A 14,897-nucleotide genomic window follows, 5' to 3' on the forward strand; every position below is an offset into this window, starting at 1 on the left:
TTGTAAATGATTCGGAACGGAGCTTCCCAAATTAAACCACGACCTTAGTCCAGTTTTATTTCCGTCTTCGGTCCGTTTCGCTATTCCCCGAATCGCCGTACCATGATAATATCAAATGGAACATAGAAATATCTGGAATACATAACCAATAATATAATGGCGGTTGAATACTAATGACAAAGAACAAACAAATTTATATTTTACTAAGCAATCCGAATACGGTTGTAGCTAAAATGATCGGCTTATATACACGGGCGCCTTATAATCATGCATCTATCGCGTTCGATCCCGAGCTCCGGGAAGTATACAGCTTTGGCAGAAAACACCCGCTCCTTCCGATGCTCGGCGGCTTCGTCCAAGAGAATATTCATGCCCGCGTGTTCGAAAGAGCCACCTGTGCAGTCTACAGTTATACTGTCAGCGAGGAAACCTATAATGATATGCGAAATTACGTCCGGCAATTCGAAGAGAATCGCGATCTTTACAGCTATAACTTCCTGGGAATTCTAGGAATCGTCCTCAATATGGAGCTGGGCGGAGAAAATTCTTATTTTTGTTCCCAGTTCGTAAGCAGCGTTTTTCAAAATGCGGGCGTCAAGCTCCTCGACAAATCCGCCGGGCTTACAACACCCCATGATTTTTCCAGCTGCTGTCATCTTAAACTGATGTTTCGGGGGGAAATGGAAATCTATCGCCGGAATTATTGCCACCGTAGAAGTGCTGCGGCTTTGGAGCCGGTTTCCGTTTATGCGGCAAATTAACAGGATGATGTCACAAAGGACCGTTAGGCAATTTCCGATTGCCGGACGGTCTTTTTTAGATATCAGAAAGTTTAAACTTCGGAGCACTAGCTGCCTGATATCGCAAGAAAAATTTCGCTAAACGCAGCTTATCCTGCATAACTTGCACTGGATTTGTCGGGAACACGTTAAAACCCTCTGTTAATCTTACGTTGAAAGGGAGGAAAAACCATGGATTCGTTACTAAGCATGAACCGTGCAATGGAATATATCGAACGGCACCTGGATGGGGAAATCGATATGCGGGAGGTAGCCCGGACGGCCTGTTGCTCGGAATACCATTTCAAAAGAATGTTCTCTTTTCTCGCCGGGGTTCCACTATCGGAGTACATCCGCCGCAGACGCCTTACGCTTGCTGCATTTGATCTGAAGAATAAAGACCTGAAAATTATAGATGTGGCACTGAAATACGGCTACAATTCCCCCGATTCTTTTGCCAGAGCCTTTCAACTCATGCATGGAATCACCCCTTCCGATGCCCGCAATCATGGTTCAATGCTCAAAGCGTATCCGCAAATGACCTTTCAGTTGACCATTCAAGGAGGGAACGAGATGAATTACAGAATCGTAGAGAAAGATGATTTTCGTATCGTGGGAATCATGAAAAGGGTCCCGATAGTATTCCATGGAGTCAATCCGGAGATCGCTTCGATGTGGGCCAGTTTAAATGAGGAGAAAATTGTCACGCTGAAACAATTATCGGATGTCGAGCCTCATGGCCTGATCAGCGCATCGGTAAATTTCTCGGAGGAACGTATGGAGGAAAAAGGGGAATTGGATCATTATATCGGAGCTGTGACTACGAAGGCGTGTCCGGAGGGAATGGCGTGCCTCGAAGTTCCGGCTTCTACATGGGCCGTTTTCGAAGCAGTGGGTCCTTTTCCCGATACACTGCAAAATGTTTGGGGACGCATTTATGCCGAATGGCTCCCCTCCTCGGCTTATGAACTGATTGAAGGACCGGAAATACTGTGGAACGAGAGTAAGGAGATATCCTCTCCTCATTTCAGAAGTGAGATATGGATCCCTGTCTCAAAGGTGAAATAACATGAAAAAAGCTATGGAAAATGGGCGGAATCCCTTTTCCATAGCTTTTATTTCGGTTATGCCAATGGCTTGCTTAAACGGTAGCCTGTGCAGGTAAATCCCGAATACTCATAGAATGATTTGGACGTAATATTGTTGTCTCCGGCTACGGATACGAACATCTGCGAGCTGCCGCGCTCTTTGCCCCAGGTCTCCGCCTCAAGAAGAAGACGTTTCCCGATCCCGGTTCCCCGATGCTTCTCGTCAACTACCAATGCCGTAATGCTAGTAACAGGTTTCATCATATCATGCGTCTGATGCTGCTTTAGAAATATGGTTCCAACCACAACTCCATCCACTTCAGCGACCAAACTGCAAAGTTGTTCGTGACCTTCCAACATCGTAAGGCGTTCTTTCAGCACGCTTGGCGTAGTTGGATAGCGAAGCTGACGCATCAAAGGAAGCATATGATGTACATCATCGCTGCAACATCTGCGGATTGCCAAGGCCGGGGCACAAACCTGATTACTCAATTTGACCATACCACCTTTAATATATTTGCCGCTTGCTTGGCGCGGCTTCGGGCTGTTTCTACATCATCGGCGCTGCTAAGGGCGACAGCCATTCGTCTGCCTGGTTTGCAAAGCGGTTTGCCAAAGACGCGAATTTGCGTTCTTGGCAAGCGGAGCGCTTCCTCCATTCCGCCGATTACAAAGTCCTCCCCTTCGCGGTCGGCTTTTAATGTAGCCGATGCTCCGGGGGTCAACAGTTCCACCGACGGAATCGAAAATCCTAGAATAGCCCTAACATGCAAGGCAAATTCCGATAAATCCTGGGTCACCATCGTTACCATACCTGTATCATGCGGTCGTGGAGACACCTCGCTGAAGACAATACCCTCCCGGGTCACGAACAGTTCAACGCCGAAAATACCATAACCGCCAAGTGCCTCGGTTATCTTTCCCGCGATGGACTGGGCCTCGAGCAGCTGCTCTTCCGTTAATGGATGCGGCTGCCAAGATTCCACGTAATCCCCGTCTTGTTGAATATGACCGATCGGCGGGCAAAACACCGTGCCTGAAACGGATCGTACGGTAAGAAGTGTGATCTCGCTCGTAAACGGAACAAATGCTTCCACGATTACTCGCATCTTCTTGGCGCGGGCGCCTTCCAAAGCCAGGGTCCAGCAAGTGGATACCTCTTCCGGCTTGCGGCAAACGCTCTGGCCTTTGCCCGACGAACTCATCAGCGGTTTAATCACACAAGGAACGCCGATTTCCGCCACGGCGGCTTCCAGCTCTTCGAGACTGTCCGCAAAGCGGTAGGCGGCGGTCGGCAAACCAAGCTCTTCTGCCGCAAGCCGGCGAATCCCTTCTCGATCCATGGTCAACAGTGCGGCTCTAGCTGTAGGAATAACCGTAAAACCTTCCTGTTCCAATTCCACGAGTGTCGGAGTAGCGATCGCCTCGATTTCCGGCACGATAAGGTCCGGTTTAATCCGGACAATCAGCGATTTCAAAGCCTCTCCATCCAGCATATCGATGCAGTAGGCTTCATGGGCTACCCCCATCGCCGGCGCATGCTCATACCGGTCGACAACGATAGTCCGGAGTCCAAGGCGCTGTGACTCTATGATGACTTCCTTGCCCAGTTCCCCGCCGCCAAGCAGCATAATGCTCTTGGCGCGTTCTGTTACAGGAGCACCCCACATGAGTTTTCGGTCCCCCCTTGTTTAGACATCTATCTACATCTATTGTCATGGTTTACGCCGAATAATGCAATAGTCCAAATTTAAGGAAAGCGCTTTTTCGACAAAAAGTTACAAAATTCGAAACTATGCCAAAAATACTTGCTTACTGTTGACGACAAGATAAGACAACTTTGTCTTCTAGCCGTTTAATTAACAAAAGTCTTAGCCAGTTGATTTAACCGTTCCATTACGGCTGTCCAGTCGCTCTCTTTGCCGGTATCCGACTCAAGATTCGTAAGGCCTGTTTCCCATTCCGCCCATTCCGCTTCATATCGTGAGGCCAGCGCGGCAAAACGCCGCGTGGTTTCCAGAGTATAATACTCTCCAAGTCCGTGACCGGCTTCCTCCACCGCTTCTTTCAGGATATCACCGATCGGCTTGTCGAGCGCTTCACGAAGTTTCTGCTTGCCGCCGCCTTCGAAGAAAAATTTAGGACTTTTAAAATAACCTGCATAGTCCCGTGCGCTCATCCGCTGTTCCAGCATTCCTTCTTTTAATTCCGGCGTAACCCATGAATAAGATGAGGTATCCAAGCTTCCGAAAGCAGGAACATTTCTTAACGCGGACTTCACCTGGTCAAGCCATTCCTTATTACGGAGTGTCAGGATCGCGTCACCCTTCTTCTCCAGTCTTAAGGAAGTCGCTTGGAGCTCGCGCTCCAGTTCTACCGACAATTGGCCGAGCCAACCGCGAAAAGAAGATGCGAATTTTACTTTGAGATCGCCTCCCTCTTCCTGAAGCAGGGTCGGATGAAAAAATTCGTGGAACAGGTCTCCAGCAAGAAGCTGGAGCCGATTGCGAACGTGGAACAACAGCTCTCCGGCCTCCTGCCGGAGCAGCGGGCCCGGGTCACTCTCCGCAAGGTTTTTCAGCAGCCCCGCGAACTCCAGTTTGTCCGCGCGGATCAAACTCAGCTTCTCCTCACGCTCCTCCTTACTCTGAGCCATCGCATCGTTCCACTCCTGCGCCCGTTCCATCACGTTATGCAGTTCACGTCCGGCAGCGTCGAAGGCAAGACCGGTAAGCTCTTTGCCGATGAAATCAAAGAACACTTCTTCGAACCCGGCAAATCCGGAAGCTGTAAACAAACCGGCGTCGCCTGAGTTTTTGGCTGTCAATGCGGTAAGACTGGAAACAGCATGAATTTGCGGCTGTTCGATCCCGGCACCGCGTAGACCACCCTCCACATGTTCCATGACCGAAGCCAATTCCTCTCGGGTCGATGCCAAATCCGAGGCATTCACAATAAAGAACATCTTGTCGAGTGCGAAGCTTCCCTTCACTCTTCCCAGGTGGGCCAGAAACTGGCGATCTGCCCGGGAAAAAGCGTGATTATAGTAAGTCACGTACAATAAAGCGTCACTGTTTCTAATATATTGAAATGTCACGCCGGTATGACGGGCATGAATCGAATCGGCCCCCGGCGTATCAACGATCACTATCCCTTGTTCCGTCAACGGGCATGAATAGTAGAGATCCATCTGCTCCACAAAGCAAGCCTTGCTCTCCTCCGCCACATAAGCGGCAAAGCCTTCAAGTCCGGCGGTTTCTCTAGTGCCCAGACGGGAAGCGTTGTCGTCCCAGCCGATAGCCGCAGCCTTTAAGAAGCTGTAATGGGCGCGCCCCGACGGCGGGACGTCCACGGCCCGGAGCTTCTGAACTTCGGTCTTCCAGCTTCGTTCCTTCCAAGCCCCCAGTTGCAGCGCTTCAAAGGAGTAAGCAAGGTCTCCCTTCATCGCTTCCGGCGACTTGAAGATGACCGCCGCCTGCCCGTGCTCCATGCCGTCCGCCGGAGCCAGAATCCGGTTGATCGCCGCGGTTGTCGGATGCGGCGATACCGGCAGTACCTGCGCGCCAAGCAGCGCGTTGGCGAAGGAGGATTTGCCCGCGCTGAATGCTCCGAACAGCGCAACGGTAAAGCGGCCGCCCGACAGATGGGCCGCGCGGGCGCGAAGCTCCCTTACCCCCGACCCGAAGGCCTGGTAAGGGGCCAGCGCCTCCGCCGCGGCTTCCAGGGCCGCGGCCGCATTCGTGAGCCGCTGCCGGCCTGCGGCGGCGGCCTGCGGCGCCAAGGCGGCGCGTGGTGTCAAGCCCGCCGCGGTGGCATCAGCCGGCGCGGGCGCGTTCACGCGCGCCGCCTGCGCCGGCTGCGGCTGTGGCGGTTGCGGCGGTTGCGGTGCAACCGGCCGCCGCGCCGTGACGTCCCTCACCTCCGGCAGGAGGCCGGGAGGGAGGGACGGCGGAGGGCCGAGCAGCGCCTGAAGGCGCTCGGCCCGCTCGTTTGCGGCAGCGCGCTGCGCTTGCAGGCGCGCCGCGGCCGCGGACCGCGCGAGCAGCGTCTCGCGCTGCGCGGCATGGTCCGCCTGCGCCGCCGCAAGGCGCGGCGCGAAGGCGTCAAGCAGCCCGTCCGCGAGGACGAGGGCTGCGCGGCGGTATCGGCCGGTAATGCCGGCCGCGACATCGGCGGTATAGTGAAGCGTATACTCGCCGGACACGACCGCGCCTTCCCTAGCCGGATCGCTGATCCAAGCTTCCTCCGCCACGGGAAGAGCTTCCTCCATCCGGCTTTCCCAAGCCGGGTCCCAAAGCTCGAGGCTCCGGCCAAACTTGCGCAGCAAATCCCGTACATGCCAGTCAACCTGCGCGTCTACTTGTTCCTTCAGCTTCGCCAGGAACTCATCTCTTCGACGCTCCTGTTCCCGCTGCGTTTTGCCGCGTTGGAACAACAGCCCCGTCTTGAATCCGGGCTGTCTGCTTTCCAAATATTCTCCCGCTGCTTCGCGAAGCGCCGGAGTCATCAAATACGCGCTTCCCAAAAGTGTATCAAGTTCCCCGATCCACTCACGGCGAAGCTTATCTATCTTGTCATCGCTATCACCCAGCTCCTGATCAAGAGCAGTAAGCTCTTGTTGCCAAATCTCAACGCGTCCTTCGCCTCCTGCTTCCGAAAGCAGCCGTTCTTCCGTTTCTTCTTCTGCTGCCGTGCAGCGTTTAAGAAACTCCTCGCCACCGTGACGCAGTGAGCAGGCAACGCTATACTCCAGAAGCCTTTGAGGATCCTTCAGGAGATCATGTATTGTTTGTTTCAGTAATGGAAGCATATTGAGCGGGTGTTCAGGCTCTTTGAGCGAAATGTAAAAGATCCCTGCGGAAACAATCCCCCACAGTTCAAACGCCTGTTCCACCGAAGCCCTGTATGCCTCAAACTTCAATTCCTGTTCCCGGTGCTTGTCGATCTGATTCACCACAAGATAAAGCGGCTTGCCCCAGTCAGCGAGCCTCCGGGCGAAGGACAAATTGCTTTCGGACAGGACATGGTTATAATCCATCACATAAAAGACGACATCAGCCAGGTGCAGCGCCGAATTTGTCGCTAACGCATGGGCGGCATCCCCGGAATCCACGCCCGGCGTATCCAGCAGCACACCGTAGCTTCCCAGAAGCGGAATGTCATCCCAAACAGACACCATTTCATAGGAAGCCCCGTCCCGGCAGAATTCGTCCAACTGATCCCGCCTTACTTCAAGCGGTTGTTTTCGTTTTCCTTCCGGATTTAACGGATCAATAGCCGGGGTTAGCATCGCTTTGGGCGGTCCGTTATATAGTGCCGCTATATTTGCCGTTGTCGGAAGCGGACCGGATGGCAGCATGGGCTTGCCGCACAATGTATTGATCAGGCTGGATTTTCCCGCTGAGAAATGCCCGCAGAATGACAGCGTTAAATTTCCTTCCGACAATTTTTGGCGGAGATCCGAATTCTCTCGTTGTACCAAAGCGTCGCCGTGAGAGGCGTACCATTTTTCCAACCGTTCAAGTTGTTCTTGCAATGTGATGTCAGAGCGGACTGTAATCGTTTCCATCATTAGCACTCCTTCTTTCCGTCTTGATCCTAAGACAAGGCCGGAAAGTCCAATTGTCTTAATTTTTCTCTAACACTTTTTTAAACACATTCATTTTAACCTACCTTAATTCGACTTGGAAGTCTTCTGCCTTTAATCCGTCAAATTAATTCATAAATCACTTTAAAATTCTCCGACTAAATAAAAATCGGCCGCCGGAACAAAGTCCCGACGACCGAATCAACAACATCTTAATTTTTTACAAGGAAGCCGCTTCAATTTCATCCGCATCGGACGGAATCAAAATTTCGAACACTTTACCGTGCTGCAAAATCGTGATACCTTTGTTGCGGTCTTTCATAACTACCACTTCCGGTTTAACGGACATACGCTCAAGATAGTGCTTAGGCACTTCACCAGAATCGCTGACTGTCACACCTTCCAGTTCGCGCTCGTCATTTTCCTGCAAATCGATCTCAATGACTTTCTCAAATACATCGGAAAACAATTCAAAATTGTCAGTATAAACAGAAATACATTTCATGGGTTCCCATCCTCTACTATCGTTGTCTTTTTTGTCACTCTTCTATATTTTTACTGACTTGTGACCTTTTCATACGTTTCTTGCCTTCCCTGCACACGTCAAGCAACGGGCAAACCTGGCAGTTGGGGTTCTGGGCTTTGCAGTGATATCGTCCGAAAAAGATCAGCCGATGATGCGTCAAAGTCCATTCTTCCCTAGGAACCCGCTTCATCAACTTCTTTTCGACTTCCAACACTGAATCTTTCCAATTCGCCAGTCCAAGCCGCTTGCTGACCCGCTCGACATGCGTATCGACCGCGATCGCAGGCACTCCGAAGGCATTTGAAACGACTACGTTTGCCGTCTTTCTTCCGACTCCCGGCAATTCAACGAGCTTATCATGTTCGCTCGGCACATCTCCGCCATACTGTTCTATCAGAATACGGCACAGATTATGGATGTGCTTGGCCTTGCTCCGGAACAGGCCGATTCTGCGGATATCCTGTTCCAGCTCTTCCAGCGGGACAGAGACATAGTCTTCGGGTGTCTTGTATTTTTGGAACAAATCCGCGGTCACTTTATTAACGGTCGCATCCGTACATTGCGCCGACAACAGCACAGCGATCGTCAATTCAAAAGCGTTGCTGTGATCGAGCTCGCAATGCGCGTCCGGAAACATAGCGGCTATGGTGTCCAATATATGGCGCACCCCTGCAGCATTCATTCCCCCACCCCCTAGAGGTAATTTACTAATTCGTCTTTTGATCGCGATGAATTGCTTCGAAGTAAACTCGGCATTGAATCTTGCATTCAGCCGGGCCTTCCGGTGCTCATGTAGGCTTCTCCTACACTCCGCTCCTCTGTCCCTAGCTTCTTGCAACCTTCTCGGCGCTGAAAAGCCAAATTATTAATTCTTCATTTTACTGAGGTAATTTACTAATTCGTCTTTTGATCGCGATGAATTGCTTCGAAGTAAACTCGGCATCGAATCTTGCATTCAGCCGGGCCTTCCGGTGCTCATGTAGGCTTCTCCTACACTCCGCTCCTCTGTCCCTAGCTTCTTGCAACCTTCTCGGCGCTGAAAAGCCAAATTATTAAATCTTCATCCTTCTAACAACCTTCTACCGCCCAAAAGAAGCCTTTCTGGCGATTATAGAATGGATTAGCTCTGAGTAGAACTTATACTTTCTATAATCCCCAAAAAACCGCCTTGAGCGGGAAATATCCCGCATCAAGACGGTTATTCTCACAAAAATGATTATTGTTTTTCCACTTCAACCAGCTTGTCGCCGTTGAAATATAGAACAATTTTATCATTTTCTTGGAGGGATTGCACGGATAATGTCGTGTCACCTTGGTGAATATATGTTTCCGGTGTCACAACAAAGCGATAATTGTTGTCGGTCAGAGAAGGTCTGTAGACGATAATTTCTTTGCTTACCCCGTCATAACGCTGAAATTTCCGTTCCAGCGGAGACAGAACCTGAATAATTACCGATCCGTCCGTATCCTTGCTGACTTCGACATGATCCGACGTAGTCAGGCTGGTCACGCCGGTGCTTACCGAAGTACCGCGTACAACCTTCACTCCGCTATTTAAGGAGAATGTCTCCTGAGCCCCGGCGAAAGGCTTCAGAACCAAGGAAGTTCCATTCACGCTCAGAACCTTGCCAAGCGTCAGCTTGACGATTTGCACCGAGCTGGCGGTCCGGCCGTTAAAGACCACGTTGATCGTTTGACCGGCCTGGATGTCGGCAACTTTGATAGCTCCTCCGTTGTCCGCAAACAGTGCAGCCTGGTCTACGTAGAAGTCATCCGTAATTCCATTCGCCGTTGCGCGAATCCGGCTGTTTGCCGTGTTCACCGATACGACCTTAAATTGAACGGCTTTCTTCACGGCCAAGGTTTGCAAAGCGTCCTGGTTCGCGGACAAAATAGCGGTGACCGGGTCTCCTACTTTAATATCCGCAAGCGTAGCGCTGCCTTTGCCATACAATTCGATGGAAGGAGCGGTTCCTTGATAAGGCACGACTACCGTCTTGCCGGATGAAGTCAACAAAGAGATTTTCTTTGCGGTCGTATCCGCCGACAAGAATGTTCCATCATATTTATAGACAACCTGCAGGGACAATACGCGATCCCCGATATGCGTCACATTGATCTTTCTGCCTTCGGACAATAAGGATTCAGCACCGGAAAGCGTAGGCGTCGTAGAGTTATATTCTACTTTAGTTTTGTCATCCAGTGTAAAGGCATGAACCTTTTTGGAGGCATCGACAACCATCAGCGCTTTATATTTGGCTTCGTACTTCACAACGGAAAGATCGCTCAACTGCTCCGATTGACGACCTGTCACCACGATTTTCGTGATTTGGTCGTTAGGATTGATCGTCAATTCAACCTTGTCTCCGCCATTCTCGTCATCGATCAAATCATCCAGCGTCGCTTCTGCGATTCCGTTAATCACAATGGCCGGCTTGTCGGCAAGCGATTTGATTTCGGCTTTACCGGAAGCGTTAGAGAAGCTAATAAACTTGTCATTGACGTCCAGCAAGGTGCCGGTGACGGTACGCTCCATGCCTTGTGTAATTTCCAGGCGGGTAATCAAGCTATTCTCAACCGTGTATTTGACGGAAGCTCCGGTCTGGATCTCACCTGCATTGTTCAAAAGCTGATTTTGGTAGATCATTACAAAATTGTCGCTATACTTAAAAGTTTCAACGTTTCCGGAAGCATCCTTGAAGCGTATGGTTTTGTCCGTTAGGTTGACCGAATCCACAGTTCCACTGCCGGATTTATTGACAATAGCCGATTTCACCTGAACAATTACCGGCTTCTTTTCAGCACTGAATGTTTCGCGTTGAACAACAACCGTGCTATTTTCCGTCAAGCTATCAATGTTAATCGAATTCCCATTTTGATCGATAAAGCTTGTGTTAGCGTCATATGTGTAAGTGACGGTGTCATTATTAATGAGCATGACTAAGCGGTTACCCGAAAGTTTTTTAAGCAAAGTCCCTTCCGTTTGTTCCAGCTGCTGCTTCGGATCGCGAACCTCTACATAAGCCGCAGACCCTACCTTATCAACTGCAAGCACTTTGGTATAGAGCTGAAGCTCGTTTTTGGTGCTCTTGACTTCGGAATCCTTTGTAAAATACACGGTACGGCTATCCAGCGTAAAGCTCTTCAATTTGCCGTTTGCAAACAAAGTCAGCTTATTGTCCGTCAGTTCGGTAACGATGCCCTCGTAGACTGTGGAATAACCCGGAGTTACATACTCACTTCCCCGGCTAAAGAAGGTAGCTAGCTGAGCACGCGTAACTTTACCAAGCGGGTCAAATTTGTTGCCTTCTACCCCTTTGGTCAGATCAAGCTGTACCGCTACATTGACGTAACCACGAGCGGACGACGTGATGCTGGATTGGTCGGCAAAACCGGTTGAAGCTCCGGCAGCAGCCTTCGCTTCCGTATCTCTGCCCAGTGCGCGCACCAGAATTTTGGCGATCCATTCGCGGGACGCTTTTTTCTCGCCCCAGGATTCCTTCGCTCCGGTTGCTTGAACTTCCTCGGTTTTATCGATCAGCTTCTGCTGTACGGCAAGCTCCAGATAAGGTTTGAAATAATTGCCCACTTTCATATCCGCAGGCGCGCCTGCTCCGTCCCCAAGCTTGGATTCCAGATTCATGAAACGGATTGCCATCGTAATGGCTTCTTGCTGAGTCACACTGTCGGCAGGACGAAATTTCCCTGCATCTCCAAGAATGATCCCTTCTGCAGCAAGCTTGTAAATATGTTTTTCCGCCCAAAAGCCGTCCTTCACATCACTAAAAATCAAAGAGGACACAGAGCTTTGCGTTGTCGCTGCCGATGTTCCGGCCTGATCCGCAAATGCCGCCGCTCCTCCGCCAAGGCACATTGCCGTCACAAGCATGGTGGATACTGCCTTCTTGGTGCTGCGTCTAAAAGTGCGTTTATAAGATGACATTACATTCTCCCCTTTTAAAAAAAGTTCACTTTACCATGTTCGACGGCCGGCCCCCCGGTTCCTTTAAAAATCGACTAATTTCTTGTCATCGGATGTTCCAGCTCTTCATGGCCCATCAAAGTATCTCTTTGTTTGCCGTCAACGAGCAGTTCGATCGATTTCACCTCATCGAACTGAAACATGGTTTGCTTCAGGGCGTCCAGGGCCAACACCTCGCCGCCGGCTCCCAAGCGAGCTTCATCGGGCAGCGTAATATCGATCGTCAGTTGACCGTTCTCCAGCTTGGCCGAATGAAACTCAACATTTTTCCACAAAGCGAACAAATCGGTGTCGGCGCTGCCTTTCAAAGTTTGAAGCGCTGCCAGGTACTTCTCTTGCTCTTCCGTGTACTTGATTTCTACGGAAGATTTGGTCAATTCCAGCATTTCATCATCCGTATAATAGGTTTCGATCGTTTTCGTTACCGTTTGCTCGGTTGAAACCTGCTCCCCGGTTCCGGCATCCGTCCCGTTTCCGCCTTCCGCTAATCCGGCGGCAGTTGTGGTGTCGGTGGTTGTAGTAGTTCCCTGAACGTTCCCCTCTGCGGAATTGTCTACCGGAGAAGAAGTACCGGGCTTTTGCCCGCATCCGGTGCTCAAAGCGAGCAGGAGAACGATCACCCCGGTGATATATAGTTTTCTGTTCATTGTCGCTTCCTCCTTTACCGAATGCTATCAGTTCAAGCCTAGGTATTCTTTGATTCCTTTAACAACACCTTCAGCAACCCGATCCTGGAAATCTTCCGTATAAAGCACGGCATTGTCGTTTTTGTTGCTGAGATAACCGCATTCCAGCAGTACGGCCGGCATTTTTGTTTCCCGCGTGACATGCAAACTCTTCGAGCGCACACCGCGATCGCTAAGTCCGGAGGACTGCACCAAATATTTATGCATGACCTTAGCCAAAGAGAGACTTTCCGATCTCGTATAATAGGTCTCAACCCCGCTTGCAGTGGCACTGCCGGCGTTAGCATGGACCGAAATGAAAATATCCGCCTTCAGGTCGTTCGCAATCTTCACCCGGTCCTGCAAAGTCGGATAGGTGTCGCTACTGCGAGTCAGCACAAAATCAATATCGGATTCTTGCTTCAACAATTCCTGGACTTTCAATACGACAGCGAGATTAAAATCCTTTTCCTTCTTCTTGGTGACGCTAATCGCACCAGGATCGCTGCCGCCATGTCCGGCGTCAATGACGACCAGCTTTTTCCCGTTTCCGCCAGGAGCGGTTCCAGGAGTGGAAGACTCCGTATTCAAGTTTACGATAATGAGTCCATCATTGTTGTTGATCAATTCATATTTTTTGGAGTTGTTCATATCCAAAACTACACGAATGGTCGACGGCTGATCATCGAACAGGGCGTAGCGGACCTTGGAAACATCCGGGTATTCCGTTACGTCAAAATATCCGTTCTGGGTTTGATCCAGCATTAGATTGTTTGAGAACGTATCCGCAAATTTGGTATTCGGCAGATCAATGACGATCCGGTCCGGTCCGGCCATTGTAAAAATGCTTGGCTTAACGTTCTTATCGACTGCTATCATCAAGCGATTGTCGCTAAAGCTGATACCGCCGACATTGGCCAGATTAGCCGTAGGATCGGGAACCGGATCAGGCGTTTGTTCTTCGTTTCCGCCTCCCGCATTTTCTCCGGAACCTGTACCGTTTCCGCTGCCGGAATTCGGGGTAATGAGATGTGCAGACTTCTTAACATTATCCCATGTAACGGTAAGACCCATTTGCTCCCCTACAAACCGAAGCGGGACAATCGTAGTGTCACTAACCAGTTTCGGTGCGGCGGCAAGCTTAACTTTAGTGCCGTTCACCAATGCCGTGCTCTGACCCACGACCAGTTTCAATTGTGTATCGGACTGCTGTATGGTTATCGTGCGCGTCTTTTTATCCCAGTCGACGTCAAAACCCAGCTCCTCTACGACGACACGAATCGGAATCATCACATTTCCATTCACATTTTGGACTTGTCCGTTCTTAGGCAGTTCCAGCGCCTTACCGTCCAGATAAATGCTGGTGCTCCCTGCCGCGGCTTGTCCCCATTGCGGAAAAACAAACAAAAACATGGCAAAAAACATTAACGCGGTAAACCCAATTTTTTTCATCCGTCACCCCTACCATCCTTAGATTTTGCCTCATGATGACCGGGTGAACAGCCTAGTTCCCCAGGCACCACCAGACGACATATTAGACGCCCAAAATCCTCAAAAGTTGCGATAATATGCTATTTTTCTTACCAAAAAAAGAGAACCCCGGAAGAACGCTCCGGGGTTGCCACGTATTATTTTTGTATCGGATGTTCCAGGTCCACATGCCCCATCAGGGAATCAAGCTTCTCTCCATCCACGGTCAATTCTAATTTCTCCACCTCTTCAAACTGGAAAAACGTCTGTTTAATTGATTCAATGGCTAACGCTTCTCCACCTGACCCCAAACGAGCCTCATCCGGAAGTGAAATGTCAATCGCGAGCTCTCCCCCGGCAAACTGCACCGAGTTCAGAATAACCTTCTCCCAGAGGGAGATCATACCCGGCTCCGCCGTTTGAAGTGCCTTGAAGGCCTCCTTATATTTCAAAAGATCCTCCGTAAAACTAATACTCCGCTCTGTTGCATGAAGCTCCATGATATCATCGTCCGTAAAGAACACTTCGATTTGTTTCGTAATTTTCTCAGGTTCTTGCGGTTCCTGCTTGGACCCTTCGCCATTTCCGGCTCCCTGTACGGTTTGACCTCCGTTCGCGGCTTCAACCGTTTCAGCAGGATCGGTAATATTCGTTGCTGCAGACGACTGCTCGCCTACTGGAGCCGCTTGCGGCTTCTGGCCGCATCCGGCTGCAACGATTAGCATGATTAGGAGCATTCCCGAAATTCCTATTTTTTTCATACCCTAACCCCCTTTTACAGAACTTATGGTTGCGCTTTG

Annotated in this window: 11 protein-coding genes; 2 read left to right on the forward strand and 9 right to left on the reverse strand. The window is 50.4% G+C overall.

Annotation, left to right across the window (positions count from 1 at the left end; translation table 11 throughout):
- The first annotated feature begins 173 nt into the window (after positions 1–173).
- Together NYE70_RS06635 and NYE70_RS06640 are read left to right on the forward strand one after the other, a co-directional pair.
- Positions 174–761: a hypothetical protein gene (locus NYE70_RS06635; RefSeq protein WP_341045450.1), complete on the forward strand. Its 588-nt coding sequence runs from the start codon at positions 174–176 to the stop codon at positions 759–761.
- Positions 762–971: 210 nt separating this feature from the next.
- Positions 972–1,847 (forward strand): AraC family transcriptional regulator, encoded by an 876-nt coding sequence (locus NYE70_RS06640; RefSeq protein WP_290407343.1) that lies wholly within the window; start codon positions 972–974, stop codon positions 1,845–1,847.
- Between the two features lie 56 nt (positions 1,848–1,903).
- Here NYE70_RS06640 and NYE70_RS06645 read toward each other — a convergent pair whose 3' ends face one another.
- From NYE70_RS06645 to NYE70_RS06685, 9 genes are all read right to left on the reverse strand, one after another.
- Positions 1,904–2,368, reverse strand: coding sequence for a GNAT family N-acetyltransferase (locus NYE70_RS06645; RefSeq protein ID WP_247681597.1), 465 nt, complete (start codon positions 2,366–2,368; stop codon positions 1,904–1,906).
- Positions 2,356–3,537 carry a formate-dependent phosphoribosylglycinamide formyltransferase gene (gene purT, locus NYE70_RS06650; RefSeq protein ID WP_290407344.1) on the reverse strand — a complete coding sequence of 394 codons (1,182 nt, stop codon included), beginning with the start codon at positions 3,535–3,537 and terminating at the stop codon, positions 2,356–2,358. Before purT ends, NYE70_RS06645 begins: the two co-directional genes overlap by 13 nt.
- Positions 3,538–3,722: 185 nt before the next feature.
- Positions 3,723–7,436, reverse strand: a complete 3,714-nt coding sequence (locus tag NYE70_RS06655) for a dynamin family protein (RefSeq protein ID WP_341045451.1) — start codon at positions 7,434–7,436, stop codon at positions 3,723–3,725.
- 238 nt (positions 7,437–7,674) lie between these two features.
- Positions 7,675–7,959 (reverse strand): NAD/NADP transhydrogenase alpha subunit, encoded by a 285-nt coding sequence (locus NYE70_RS06660; protein ID WP_211020803.1) that lies wholly within the window; start codon positions 7,957–7,959, stop codon positions 7,675–7,677.
- Between the two features lie 34 nt (positions 7,960–7,993).
- Positions 7,994–8,662 (reverse strand): endonuclease III, encoded by a 669-nt coding sequence (gene nth, locus NYE70_RS06665; RefSeq protein ID WP_213655026.1) that lies wholly within the window; start codon positions 8,660–8,662, stop codon positions 7,994–7,996.
- A 534-nt stretch (positions 8,663–9,196) separates the two neighbouring features.
- Positions 9,197–11,923 (reverse strand): S-layer homology domain-containing protein, encoded by a 2,727-nt coding sequence (locus NYE70_RS06670; RefSeq protein ID WP_341045452.1) that lies wholly within the window; start codon positions 11,921–11,923, stop codon positions 9,197–9,199.
- A 74-nt stretch (positions 11,924–11,997) separates the two neighbouring features.
- The gene (locus tag NYE70_RS06675; RefSeq protein WP_213655024.1) at positions 11,998–12,609 is read right to left on the reverse strand and encodes a GerMN domain-containing protein; all 612 of its coding nucleotides are present in this window, start codon (positions 12,607–12,609) and stop codon (positions 11,998–12,000) included.
- Positions 12,610–12,636: 27 nt separating this feature from the next.
- Positions 12,637–14,079: an N-acetylmuramoyl-L-alanine amidase family protein gene (locus NYE70_RS06680; RefSeq protein ID WP_341045453.1), complete on the reverse strand. Its 1,443-nt coding sequence runs from the start codon at positions 14,077–14,079 to the stop codon at positions 12,637–12,639.
- 176 nt (positions 14,080–14,255) lie between these two features.
- Positions 14,256–14,858: a GerMN domain-containing protein gene (locus NYE70_RS06685; RefSeq protein WP_341045454.1), complete on the reverse strand. Its 603-nt coding sequence runs from the start codon at positions 14,856–14,858 to the stop codon at positions 14,256–14,258.
- Between the last annotated feature and the right edge of the window lie 39 nt (positions 14,859–14,897).

Source organism: Paenibacillus sp. FSL R5-0407 (assembly GCF_038009185.1).
Lineage (GTDB): Bacteria > Bacillota > Bacilli > Paenibacillales > Paenibacillaceae > Fontibacillus > Fontibacillus vini.

What these genes read in the sequence shown, in the direction of transcription:
- NYE70_RS06635 (WP_341045450.1), top strand. Translation starts at nt 174, where the DNA reads ATGACAAAGAACAAACAAATTTATATTTTACTAAGCAATCCGAATACG.
- NYE70_RS06640 (WP_290407343.1), top strand. Translation starts at nt 972, where the DNA reads ATGGATTCGTTACTAAGCATGAACCGTGCAATGGAATATATCGAACGG.
- NYE70_RS06645 (WP_247681597.1), bottom strand. Translation starts at nt 2,368, where the DNA reads ATGGTCAAATTGAGTAATCAGGTTTGTGCCCCGGCCTTGGCAATCCGC.
- purT (WP_290407344.1), bottom strand. Translation starts at nt 3,537, where the DNA reads ATGTGGGGTGCTCCTGTAACAGAACGCGCCAAGAGCATTATGCTGCTT.
- NYE70_RS06655 (WP_341045451.1), bottom strand. Translation starts at nt 7,436, where the DNA reads ATGGAAACGATTACAGTCCGCTCTGACATCACATTGCAAGAACAACTT.
- NYE70_RS06660 (WP_211020803.1), bottom strand. Translation starts at nt 7,959, where the DNA reads ATGAAATGTATTTCTGTTTATACTGACAATTTTGAATTGTTTTCCGAT.
- nth (WP_213655026.1), bottom strand. Translation starts at nt 8,662, where the DNA reads ATGAATGCTGCAGGGGTGCGCCATATATTGGACACCATAGCCGCTATG.
- NYE70_RS06670 (WP_341045452.1), bottom strand. Translation starts at nt 11,923, where the DNA reads ATGTCATCTTATAAACGCACTTTTAGACGCAGCACCAAGAAGGCAGTA.
- NYE70_RS06675 (WP_213655024.1), bottom strand. Translation starts at nt 12,609, where the DNA reads ATGAACAGAAAACTATATATCACCGGGGTGATCGTTCTCCTGCTCGCT.
- NYE70_RS06680 (WP_341045453.1), bottom strand. Translation starts at nt 14,079, where the DNA reads ATGAAAAAAATTGGGTTTACCGCGTTAATGTTTTTTGCCATGTTTTTG.
- NYE70_RS06685 (WP_341045454.1), bottom strand. Translation starts at nt 14,858, where the DNA reads ATGAAAAAAATAGGAATTTCGGGAATGCTCCTAATCATGCTAATCGTT.